The sequence below is a fragment of the Bacillus sp. RC51 genome (assembly GCF_044908115.1).
In the GTDB taxonomy this organism is placed as follows: domain Bacteria; phylum Bacillota; class Bacilli; order Bacillales; family Bacillaceae_G; genus Bacillus_A; species Bacillus_A mycoides.
On record NZ_JBIYCW010000020.1, the window covers coordinates 72802 to 85653 of the forward strand.

At 32.4% G+C, this 12852-nt stretch carries 6 protein-coding genes, 3 pseudogenes and 2 riboswitches; of the genes and pseudogenes, 3 read left to right on the forward strand and 6 right to left on the reverse strand.

Annotated elements, in window-relative coordinates; all coding sequences use genetic code 11:
• Positions 1 to 7: 7 nt before the first annotated feature.
• Positions 8 to 286: pseudogene (locus ABH959_RS26855) on the reverse strand (AbrB/MazE/SpoVT family DNA-binding domain-containing protein).
• Positions 287 to 716: 430 nt separating this feature from the next.
• Here ABH959_RS26855 and ABH959_RS26860 point away from each other — a divergent pair.
• The 3 genes from ABH959_RS26860 to ABH959_RS26870 are packed head-to-tail and all read left to right on the forward strand — an operon-like array spanning position 717 to position 4439.
• Complete coding sequence (locus tag ABH959_RS26860; RefSeq protein ID WP_113938456.1) at positions 717 to 2225, forward strand: spore germination protein; 1509 nt, start codon at positions 717 to 719, stop codon at positions 2223 to 2225.
• Positions 2212 to 3315 (forward strand): GerAB/ArcD/ProY family transporter, encoded by a 1104-nt coding sequence (locus tag ABH959_RS26865; protein ID WP_113938457.1) that lies wholly within the window; start codon positions 2212 to 2214, stop codon positions 3313 to 3315. Before ABH959_RS26860 ends, ABH959_RS26865 begins: the two co-directional genes overlap by 14 nt.
• Complete coding sequence (locus ABH959_RS26870; RefSeq protein ID WP_002203957.1) at positions 3312 to 4439, forward strand: Ger(x)C family spore germination protein; 1128 nt, start codon at positions 3312 to 3314, stop codon at positions 4437 to 4439. Before ABH959_RS26865 ends, ABH959_RS26870 begins: the two co-directional genes overlap by 4 nt.
• Positions 4440 to 4651: 212 nt before the next feature.
• Here ABH959_RS26870 and mgtA read toward each other — a convergent pair whose 3' ends face one another.
• The 5 genes and pseudogenes from mgtA to ABH959_RS26895 all read right to left on the reverse strand — a co-directional run.
• Positions 4652 to 7345, reverse strand: a complete 2694-nt coding sequence (gene mgtA, locus ABH959_RS26875; RefSeq protein WP_113938458.1) for a magnesium-translocating P-type ATPase — start codon at positions 7343 to 7345, stop codon at positions 4652 to 4654.
• Positions 7346 to 7573: 228 nt separating this feature from the next.
• The gene (locus ABH959_RS26880; RefSeq protein ID WP_016126998.1) at positions 7574 to 8113 is read right to left on the reverse strand and encodes an undecaprenyl-diphosphatase; all 540 of its coding nucleotides are present in this window, start codon (positions 8111 to 8113) and stop codon (positions 7574 to 7576) included.
• Between the two features lie 33 nt (positions 8114 to 8146).
• A pseudogene (locus ABH959_RS26885) lies at positions 8147 to 9249 on the reverse strand (FtsW/RodA/SpoVE family cell cycle protein); the annotation flags it as partial.
• An 89-nt stretch (positions 9250 to 9338) separates the two neighbouring features.
• Positions 9339 to 10667 (reverse strand): magnesium transporter, encoded by a 1329-nt coding sequence (gene mgtE / locus ABH959_RS26890; protein WP_061675983.1) that lies wholly within the window; start codon positions 10665 to 10667, stop codon positions 9339 to 9341.
• Between the two features lie 211 nt (positions 10668 to 10878).
• A riboswitch (M-box (ykoK) riboswitch) is annotated at positions 10879 to 11055 on the reverse strand.
• Positions 11056 to 11479: 424 nt separating this feature from the next.
• Positions 11480 to 11643, forward strand: a riboswitch (M-box (ykoK) riboswitch).
• 1081 nt (positions 11644 to 12724) lie between these two features.
• Positions 12725 to 12852, reverse strand: a pseudogene (locus tag ABH959_RS26895) (methyl-accepting chemotaxis protein); the annotation flags it as partial.

Sequence of the window (12852 nt, forward strand, 5' to 3'; positions counted from 1 at the left end):
GAGCTTCTTATTTTACAAGGTATTGTTCTATTTCTTTTATTAATAATTCTGCACCTTCTGGACTTAATGCTATCTTACCATTTGCTAATGTTATGTTACGATTTGACACTTCTTCTGTTAACGCACAAACACCACCAGGCTGATACCTCTGTAAAACAATGTCTTCACCTTATACAAAGATCTCTAATGGTGATTTTTCTTTCATACCTAGCGTATTTCTAAGTTCCTTTGGAATTACCACACGCCCTAATTCATCTATTTTTCTAGTTACTCCGGTTGCTTTCATCTAATATCTTTCCCCATTTCATTATCAATTGTACCCAAGCTATTCTTTACTATTGTAACAAGCTTTTCCCATACATGAAAATTTATTTGCATTTACAAAAGAACAAGTAAAATAAATAGAGGATTTTTGGCACGATAACAAGATAAGTAATTGAAATGAAGCAATTCTTCAGCTCGTAGAGAAAGCGTTAAGTCATAAAAAGCAAAGCCTTTTGGCTACGCCAAACCGAAATTCATCTCCCACCTACCGCTGGGCTACGCCCTTCACGCGCTTGAGGAAGGAGTATTCTTTCGAGGAATTCGTTAAAATTTCGTTCTGGGGGTGCCACAAAATTTCAAGTTGATAGCGATGTGTTGCTATCCCAATGAATAAAATTTGATTATATAAAAATAATAAAAACACGACCGTTATACGTAAAGAGGTGTAAATCATGTCTTTAAATGAAAAGACCTTAGAAACCATGGAAAATACCATTGTTGAAACTATCCAGACAAATAATTTACAAGAACTTAAGAATACATTAGAACAGATCTTTGATATTTGTGCCGATTTAGTTGAACATCCATTACAATTAAAAACAAAAACGAATGTTTTACTATATTATTTTGAAGGTCTGACAGATGGTTTTGCACTAAAAGGAAATGTCGTTACACCATTATTACAAGAAGTAAATGAAGACAGGCAAGTATTTAATTCTAATATTATTGCTACTTATACAAAAACAGTATATACATGGAATGAAATTAAAAAAGGGCTGCTCGAGGGACAATGTGTACTGTTTATGGAAGGAGAAAAGAAAGCCCTTCTCATAAATACAAAGGGATGGGCAGAAAGATCGATTCAGGAACCTATTTCAGAAGTTACCATTAAAGGTTCTCATGATGGGTTTATTGAGAATGCCACTAAAAACATAGGTCTCATTCGTAGATATATTCCTTCTACTGAGTTAAAAATCAAAAAATTGACAATCGGAGAACGGGCCACTACTTTTGTATATTTACTTTACTTAGGCGATGTAGCTAACGAAGATGTGGTACAGGAAGTGGAGACAAGAATCTGTAAAATTAAAACTGATACAGTATTGAGTGTAGGAGAATTGTCCAACTTTACAAAAGATCAAAATTGGACTCCCTTTCCACAGGCTTATTTAAGTGAACGCCCAGATGCTATTTCTAATCATATTCTTGATGGTAAAGTAGCAGTGTTAATTGATAGATCTCCTGGTGCAATGATCGTTCCAATGAATTTAATTGGATTTTTTCAGACTCCCGATGATTATAATGTACATTGGCTGATTGCATCATCTTTTCGCTTATTACGATTTTTAGGATTTATTATAGCTATATTTTTACCCGCGATATATATTGCAATGGTTTCATTCCACTTTGAAATCATTCCTTTAGATCTATATACTTCTATTGCAACGTCAAGAATTAAAGTCCCTTTCTCGCCTTTATTGGAAGCATTTATTATGGAAATCACATTAGAAATGCTTCGTGAAGCGGGTATTCGTCTACCACAACCAATTGGACAAACAATTGGAATTGTTGGAGGTATTGTAATTGGACAAGCAGCTGTTCAAGCAGGACTTGTGAGTAATGTTATGGTTATTATCGTATCTATTACTGCCATTGCATCATTTGTTGTTTCTAATTATGATTTATCAAGTTGTATTCGGCTTATTCGTTTTCCAATGATGTTATTTGCCTACTTTTTTGGAATTGTAGGTATTGTTAGTGGATTAATGCTCTTATTTGCTCATTTTGTTTCACTAACTTCCTATGGTTCACCATATGGATTGCCAATTGCACCATTTCGTCTCCAAGAGTTAAAAGATTCTTTTGTAAGATTTCCCATTTCTATGATCACCACCCGCTCAAGCACAGGACAGCCGAAACAAAGAAAGAAAAAAGAAGGTGGCTCGCATGGGGAGTCTTAAATTCCAAAGCATAACCTTATTCGAATATATTGTTTTCATTCATTCACTGCAACTTGCATCAGGTATGTTAATTATGCCAAGCCCTCTTGCCACTACCGCTGGTACAGACGGCTGGATTTCTATCATTCTGGGATGGATAATTACTTCTATAATTGGTGTAATTATTATATTAATGTTACAAAAAAATCCTAACAAAAATTTCTCTCAGATCTTAAATGCATACTTTGGTAAATGGCTAGGGACAATTTTTCTTCTTTTATATGCCTTTTATCTATTTTTTGCTGGTTTTAATACTTTATTAAAGGCAACTGATATTGTAAAAGTGTGGATATTCCCTTCCACTCCTGCTTATCAAATTGCCATATTATTACTATTACCTTTTATTATTTTATCACTGAGTGGGATAAGGGCTCTTACTAGTTACTCTATGCTTGTTTTCTTCTTCACTACTTGGATGCCAATCTTTCTCCTTTTCTCATTACAGAGTATTTACAATCCTTTACACCTACTACCTATTTTTAAAGATGGCTTATATCCTATTGTAAAGGCAACAAAAGAAACCATTACTCCTTATGCGGGCTTAGAAATTGCATATTTTATTTATCCGTTCTTACAAAAAAAACAAAAAGCCATAAAAGGAATACTAATAGCGAATACTGGAACCATGTTTTTCTATCTATATGTGACTATTCTTTCTTATATATACTTTAGTCCGGAGGGGATAAAAGACGTAATTTGGCCAGTATTTCATCTGTTAAAAGGGGTTCGTTTTTCTTTCATAGAACGATTAGAAATTTTATATATCGCTTACTATTTGATTGTATTTTCCACTACAATATATCCGTATTTATTTTTCAGTTTCGAATCTGTGACCATTTTATTTCAAAAAACCGTTCGCAATTGGGTGCTGGTTGGTTTTATGGTATTAATAGTCGGCTTATTCGTTTTTCTAAATCCCGATGTGGATCAATATTTATTTATATATTCTCTTATGGATATCTTAAATATCATTTTCTTTATTCTATTACCAATCTTCTTTTTCGCTTACAGCATTGTTTTTACTTGGTTTACTAGGAGGAAACAGCTTTGATTCGAAAATGGATATGGATTGTAATCTGTTGTGTATGTTTAATTGGTTGTGGTCAGAGAATTCCTCTTGAAAAAGTTTCTTTAATCCTTTTAATCGGCTTAGATAGTACTTCTAATGGAAACATAAAAGTGGGCACAAGCATACCACTCTTTCATCATAAACAGCAAAGCAGCACTGTAGAGCATTGGGTTCAGGCGTCAACCATATATGATGGATTTAGCAAAATGGATACGAAATTAACAGGGTATGTGACATCATCCAAAGCTGAAGTTATTTTAATTGGGGATAAATTAGCACAAGAAGAAAATTGGATACAGGCGCTCGATTCCTCTTACCGTGATCCTTACGCTACCATCAATGCTAAAGTGGTGCTTGTTGATGGACCGGCAGAAGATATGTTTAAAGTTAATAGGCCTGATAAGCCATCACTTCCATCTTATATAAATGGTGTAATCGAGTCTTCAATTCAAAATAATCAATCCGTCTCTTCTACAATTCAACAATTAATGAGAGAAAAAAATGAACAGGGAATGACGCAAACTGTTCCCATTATCAAGAAAACAAATAATGAAATTGATACGGTAGGAATTGCATTTTTAAATCATCAAGGAAAGTACTTAACGAAGATTCCTAAAACCGATGTGAAGTTTTTCAACCTTATTAATAAGTCAAAAAATACAGGTCGGATGATACTACACCTTGTTCTTTCTCCAAAAAAATCTGATAAAAAGCCAAATACGTCTGTTTTCGTACAAAATGCAAAGAGAAAAATTAGTGTTGATTTCCAAAAAGGTAAATTTATTTTTAATATAGATGTAAGTATGAATGTATCCTTAATTGAAAAAACCAACGGAAACTTAACTAAAACTCGTTTACATGGTAATAAGAATATAGGTAGATTGGAACATGAAATCCAGGAAGAGTTCAATAAAAAATTACAAGGCATGTTACAGGATATGCAGAGAAATAAAATTGATCCAATTGGTTTATCGTTACACGCTAGAGCTTTTCAATATAAAGAATGGAAAAAGGTAAAAGAAGATTGGTTGCGCGCTTTTTCAAAAGCTAAAATACGTGTGAATACACATGTTAAAATAAAAGATACAGGAACAATTAGGAATTAAACTATCTAGATTATTTTTAGCCAAGAAAACTTCCCCCTCAATTTGGGTGAAGGTGCAAAGTTTCTCAAGAGATAAACAGAGGCATGAATATATGAGGAAATATTATGAGGCTACTAGTAATTCCTGTAATTCATGATATACCGAAAAGGCGAAGTCTCCAAAGAGACTCCGCCTTTTCAACGTACAATGAACTTCAACAAAATGGTTTAGTTTTAAAGCCATCGATTAAACTTCCTAATGTATATTTTCTTTATAATTTCAGTAACTAGAGCATATATTGTTAAAATTCCAAATAACCACGGGAAATAATACAACGGAAGTGGAGTTAAGCCAATTTGGGTACTTAACCTGGTAAATGGAAGGGAAATCCCTATAATCATAACTAAACCTGTAAGTATCAAAACAGGTCTAGCAGCCGTACTTTGTAGAAAAGGAATATGTTGAGTACGAATCATATGCACAATTAATAATTGTGTTAGTAACCCTACTACGAACCAACCCGTTTGAAATAAGGATTGCATTTCAGGAATATTTGCACCAAATATATTCCACATTACAATAAAAATGATTATATCAAAAACACTACTTACCGGCCCAATAAAAATGATAAAACGAAATAAATCTTTTGTATCCCAACTTCTTGGTTTCACTAAAAATTCATTGTCTACTTTATCCCATGGAATTGAAAGTTGGGATAAATTATATAGTAAGTTTTGACATAATATTTGAATTGGTAACATTGGAAGAAAAGGAAGAAATGCGCTAGCAATTAATAAACTTAATACATTTCCAAAATTTGAACTTGCTGTCATCTTAATATACTTCAGTATATTTCCAAACGTTGTCCGCCCTTCCACAATAGCATCTTCTAATACATGTAAATTCTTTTCTATAAGTATAATATCTGAACACTCTTTAACGATATCATCTGCTGTATGGATAGATACACCAACGTCAGACTGTTTTAAAGCAAACACATCGTTAATTCCATCCCCCATAAATCCAACTGTATGGCCATTCATTTGAAGTGCCTTAATAATACGAAATTTTTGACTAGGATTTAATTTTGCGAACACACTTGTTTTACTTGCAAGTTTTACTAATGCTTTATCAGGAAGACTATCAATTTCATAACCCAGTACTGGTTCTCCTATATACAAGCCCATTTTCCTACATACATTTCTTGTCACGGACTCATTATCACCAGTTAAAATTTTCACTTGTACCCCTTTCTTTTGTAGAGTATGAAGTGCAGCCATAGCCGATTGTTTGGGTGGATTTGAAAAACCAACATATCCAACAAGTATCATATCTGATTCATCATCAATAGAGTAACTCCCCACTTTATCACTCTTTAACTGCTTATATGCAACTGCAACAACACGCATCCCCCGTTCCTGCCAGAGTTCAATTAAGTGTTTATTTTTACGTTGGATTTCATCTGTAATAGGAATTATCTTATTATTTTCTTTTATATAACTACAAATTGATATAACTTCTCTAACAGCACCTTTACATAGCATTATTCGTTCGTTAGCATTTGTTTCTACAACAACTGAAACTCGTCTTCGATTAAAATCAAATGGGCATTCATCTATTTTTGAGTATTGAGATATATCATATTCACTACTATCTCTTACATAACGCATAACCGATAGATCAATTTCATTTTTATATGCTGTATGAAAGTAGCCATTTAAATACGCTAATTTCAAAACCTCATCCGACTTCTCTCCATTAGTATCTGTATGGCATACCAGGTCCATTTTATCTTCTGTCAATGTGCCTGTTTTATCGGTACAGAGAATATCCATAGCTCCGAGATTATGGATAGAAGATAGTTGTTTTACAAGTACCTTCTTTTTACTCATATTAATAGAACCTTTAGCCAAATTAGCGGTTACAATCATTGGAAGCATCTCTGGAGTAAGTCCAATCGCTACAGCTAAAGCGAATAAAAATGCCTCATACCAATTCCCATTTATAAATCCATGTATTATCATAACAATAGGTGTCATGATAATCATAAATTTAATTAATAGCCAGCTAACTTTGCTTACCCCTTTATCGAATCTAAAATCAGATTTCTTGTTCAGTTTAAACTGATTCTTTGCTATTGAACCAAAGTAAGTATCTGTTCCAGTACCCACAACTATTGCTTTTGCGGTACCACTTATAATATGAGTTCCCATAAAACAGAGATTTTCCAATTCGATCAAATTTTGGATTTTTCTAATTTTACGTTTTTTGTACATATGGAAATACTGATTTGTTTTAACAATGGGTAATGCTTCCCCTGTTAGTGATGATTGATTTACAAGTAAATTTTCCGATGAGATGATTCGTACATCTGCAGGTACAATATTCCCGCCAGATAATTCTATAATATCCCCTGGTACAAGATTCTCAAGAGCAACTTGTACCTTTCCACTTTCTTCTAATACCGCCCTCTTATTTTCCTTATATAAAACATCTCCCCCCCTGAGAACAGTTACCTTTTCATATACAAGATTTTTTAATTTTTCTATAGACTTCTGAGAACGAATTTCTTGTATGAACCGAATTAAAACACTTACAGCCACCATAATGCCTACAATAATAGTACCCTTTATATCATTAGTAAGAAAAGATAACATCCCTAATATGATTAGAAGAGAAATAAACGGACTTCTAAAAGAATTAAATAATGTAATATACCATTTTATCCTTTTTTGATAAATCACTTTATTTTCCCCATATACTTCAAGCCGCTTAGTAGCTTCTTCCTGAGAAAGTCCATGAGACGATGTTTTAAAAAAAGCAAACGTCGACTCAACATCACTTTTTGCAATTTCACTTAGCATTTTATAATTTTTGCCTAGTACTTCCTGATTATAAAAAGATTTTTTTTTATTAGATCGCAACAACTTAACCTCCTACCCATTAAATAAAATCCCCCTGTTTTTTCAAAATATAATTTTAAAGCTACATTTTTATAATCATCCTGAATTTTTAATCAAATTTAGAAGTGCAATTGCACTTAAATAGTATTATTCTCACCGTAAAAAGTAATTTTTATTTATCAGTTTCCTCTTATTAGCAGCAAAACTTTTGAATATAATGTGGTCTGTCGCAAGTATAATAGTGTAGACGCTTTATTTATTATTTTTGAAGTTAGTTTTAACTATATAATGGATTATGAAGGCCCATAAAAATCCTAAAACAGCTCCTATTAATACATCCAGCGGATAATGTACTCCTACCCAGACCCTTGAAAAAGCAATTAAAAAAGCTAACAATAAAAATGCTTTCCCTAAACGTTTTTCATATAAGCATAAAGTTATAGCTATTGCGAAGGCACTTGTAGCATGATCACTAGGAAAAGAGGCATTAGCCGTATGCTCAACAAGTTGTTTTATATTCAACTGAGAAACAAATGGTCGTTCTCTATAAAAAAACAATCCAATAATTCTATTCAACACAAAAGCAAAACAGCATGCTATTATAGCTTGAATTACACAGGTTCTATTTTTATATTTTTTGTTTAACCAAAGAATCATAAATAATAGTATGAACATATACTGAGCATATTCAGCAAAAAAGATCATTAAATAATCGATGTATACATTTCCTTTCACATGCTCATTTATATACCGAAATCCATTATAATCTAGATTGTTTATTAAATTTAACATTTCTCCTCCATAAGCAAATATATTATCTGCTTTTTTATTGAAAATTGAGATATTTATTAACAGTCCCATTGCTATTAAATTAGCCATTAAAGAACTTCCGCCAAAACCAATAAATGGAAGGAGGGTACCTGTAAGAGGGAACATTCCCGTGTCACCTCCTAAATTAACAATAGATTGAAGACCTATCATACTCCCGATTCCTATTGATATTAGACTTCCAAATTGACTTTTACACTCTTGAACAATCTTAAAAGAGCGAAGTACTATAGTTAATAAACCAGTTAATATGATTAGTACCCCTATAATTCCAAGCTCCTCAGATACAATTGACATAATAAAATCAGTATGAGGCTCAGGTAAAAAACCTTCCTTTTGAATACTATTTCCATATCCACGTCCACTAACTCCACCAGATCCTATGGCAATAAATGAATTTACAAGTTGGTAACCATCCCCTTTTGCATCAAGAAATGGATTGAACACCGTTGTAATACGTGCCATTTGAACATCAGATAAACCAAACCTAAAAAGAAAGTATAAAGTCGGTACCCAAACAATTGAAGTAACAGCTATCCATTTCATTAAAATAGAAATGTTTATTCCAGAACATATAAACATACTTGCCCCTATTCCTGAAATTAATAATGCAGAACCTAGATTGGGTTGTTTGTATATCAAAAAGAACGTAAACATTAAAAACAAAATAACTTTACCACTGCCTTACCAATATGATTTTTGCACCTCTTGACGCTTTGAAAAAAAACCTGCTAGTACAATAATCACACCCAGTTTAATAAATTCTGCAGGCTTTATTCCAAATATCCAAGATTGTGCATTATTAACAACTTTCCCTTTCCATAAAACTAAAAATAGTAATACAATACTTACCATTACAATACACACGGAAACGATGCGTTTTTTCCATATATGAAAAGGTAGTCCTATACAAATTATTAACCCTATTACTCCTAAAAAAGTTTATTTAATTGAGAGCGAAAAAAGAAATCACCACTATAACCATAATTTTTTACTGCAACAATTGAGCTAGCACTATACATCATCATAATTCCAAATATAATTGTAACGATAAGCGAAAACACCAACGGATAATCCAGTAACTTGAATATTTTTTTCATTTCTATTCTCTCTTTCTCCATGCTTCCAAGAATCTTGTCTACAAACTTTACGGGAACGAACCTAGGTATAAAAACTTAATATAAATTTTTTATAAGCCTAATAACGTTTTTGCAATGGTAAAGTACAGAATTAACCCCGTCCCATCGACTAATGTCGTAATGAACGGACCTGAAATAACAGCTGGATCCAACTTTAACTTATTTAGAATCAAGGGTAATACAGATGAAACAATAGACGACCAAATAACAATGAATAATCCAGTTATAGCTACAACTTGTGCGACTTCTGTACCTACGCCTAAAGTGTACGCACGAATTAATGCCGCCACGGCTAATGTAAGCCCAAGTAAAATACCTACTAATGCTTCTTTTTTCATAACACGAAATATATCTTTAAATTTCACCTCATTTAGAGCTACAGCTCGAACCAATGTAGTTACGACCTGTGTACCTGTATTTCCACCAGTTCCAATTAACAAGGGAATAAAAAAAGCCAGTGCAACTACATGAGTCAAAGTTTCTTCATAATGTCGAAGTACAGAACCAGTATATGCTTCTGCTACAAACAGAAGTAATAACCAACCTATACGTTTACGGTATATTTGCCAAATAGAGGTTTCGAAATACGGCTTATCTAATGGGGTGCTCCCTCCTAATTTTTGAATATCTTCAGTTGCTTCTTCTTCGAAAACATCCATTGCATCATCGAAGGTTATGATACCTATCATCCGATTATCCATCGTTGTTACAGGTATAGCGGATAAATCATAATCCATTAGCTTTTGTACAGCTTCCTGTTGGTCTAGGTCCACTGAAACTGAAATAACATCCGATGCCATTATTGATGATAAAGTTTTATCATCTGAAGCTAGCAATAATTCACGAATAGAAACAATTCCATTAAGCTGACCACGCGTATCAAGAACATAAATATACGAAATTGATTCTACCCCTGCCCCAATTTTTCTAATATGCGACAGCGTATCTTTCACTTTCCAATTTTCCCTGGCAGCAATATAGTCAATTGTCATCAAACTACCCGCTGTTCCAGATTGAAAAACCAACAGACTTCTAATTCTTTGTTGAGATTCTTTAGACAAAAGTTGTATCAGTTTTTCAGCCTGTAGTGGATGAATTGAAAGAATTACATCAACAAGGTCATCAATAGATTGCCTAGCTAATAGCTCTTCCCCTTTATCCACAGGCACGTTGGTGCAAATATTATATTGCTCCTCTGGAGTAAGGTAACTAAGAATTTTCGCACCTTTTTCAGCAGGAAAATATTTCATTAAAGATATCTGATCTTTATGGTGAAGATCTTTCATTTCCATCGCAATATCATAGGATTGAATTTTTATTAGCTCTCGCACTAAATGTATATCTTTTGTTGCTAATAATTGTTGTAAGCATTTTTTCATCGTAATTCCTCCTTAAGGACAGTGGTACTTGTTATCATTTTCCCACTTCTGGGAAAACAAATTTCTTAATAAATATGGGATCAATATCATCAATCATTAGTTTTCCCCCCTTTTATAAGAGATTTATTACAAATAAAATTTTGCATATAAAAAACCTCCCCTAGTGATTCAACTAAAGGAGGTTGATTTAAAAAAGACATAGCTAAATAAAGCTCATTCCCCCTAGTTGAGTTTTGGCACTATACAACGTAAAGGATGAATCATTCATCACTTAGCTATCTTAAGAAGAGCCTTAATCCGACAATTCCTGTTCTACCCATTGGCATCTTTCGATATTTTTGGGCAATAGCCTGTGTTTGTATAGGAGCCTCACCTAACAGGTTATAAATATTTAAAATTTTTGTTCGTTTCGTGTTAAATCATATCCACTATTTTTGAGCTTGTCAAGTAATAATAAAACTTATTTCTTCATTTTTTGATATCATACCATTCCCAAATCATAGATATAAACAACTGTATACTAATTTATATTTATACAACGAACTTTACAATTCATGCGCTAAATTTTCTAAACTATAAACTATTAAATTAATTTTTTTTTATTATTACACGTGTCCTGACGCTTTATAATTGAATATTGGTGTAAAAATAAAATATTTAAAACAAAAACGTCCGATAGATAACAAAAATTTCAACTTGATTTCCTCTCACTTTCGATATAATCTGTATCTTGAAAAGGGATGAATTTTAAACTCATTATTTTCACATTAGATAAACACACAACATTTAATTTGCTTATTAGTGCAAATAAAATATGTCTCTGTTAGGTGAGGCTCCTGTATAGAGAAACGCTGCTACCCAAAAATGTCGAGAGACGCCAATGGGTCAACAGGAACGGTCGAATTAAGGCCCTTCTTAAGGTAGCTGGTTTTAAACCTATGCTGTACAGTGCTAAAACTCAATGAGGGGGACCTTTATGATAAAACGACTTGTTTAGCTTTTTCCTAACAAGGTTTCTTTGTCTTGAAAAAGGCCTTTACTCATATGAGTAAAGGCCTTTTAAATGTGAATATAGTACAAAAAGAAAGGGTGAATCTTCATGAAAAAAATTGAATCTATCAAAATAAAATAAAAGTTCTCCCTCCTCTTCCCATATTCATATTTCTAATAATTACACGCATTTTAGAGTAGCGTATAAAAAAAGAACTACAATGATAAAGAATAATTTACCTCTTGAATTTCAGAGTTTAACAAAATTTTATGCAGTGAATATGGGGAAATTATGTCCGTTATTCGAATTATAATATTTATTTATATTAATTATATATTAAAAATAAAATTAACTTATTCAAAACAATATGTAAAATTATTCAAAGATATCATAACCACATTTTTTACTCAATACGCGTGAGAATTGCTCAATGTTTAGAATTAATAATTGAAGTACATATTATCTATGAGGTGCCTGTTCACTCTATTTAGTATGTTTTTTGATTTTCATTATTTAGAGACCTCATAAGCAAGTGGTGATAACGATCACTTGCTTTTAACATTATTATATTCTTAATATGTGATTTATCACATTGATGATACTGCTCACCAAATGTTCACAAAAATACTTACACAGTATTTTTTCGTTCAACTGGGCTTACAAATAAATATATAAATAATATCAATTTTCCATCCCAATTTATTATGTCATTTTTACTTAATCACTTAAAGAAAGCGAAATTACAGCCAACTAGCCAATCCATTGAATTCGCCTCTTTTTGCTCGAAAATTGTTCTACAACTATTACTCAAAATAACGTCTATCAAAACATTTCATTATCGAGCAGTTACATTCTACATGAAATTCCTTTCTAATATTCCTCGGTATTGTTTTGTATTCTTCTGCTATAATTCCCTCACTTATGAATGTAATTATCCGTTCTAATTTTAGGTTTTTTTGTAAAAAAACAAAAAATAAGAGCGTATATTGCAAAATAATTCAACATACACTCTTATAAAACCTTATGTGTTTTAATAATTTCAATAATTTAAGGGTATACCAAAATTTTACATTTTAAATCCACCTATTAACTCCTGTAATTCTTCGGCCATTTGTGCTAATTGAATTGCTGAAGAATTTATCTCTTCCATGGAAGCATGTTGTTCTTCGGATGAACCAGCTATAGTTTGCATAC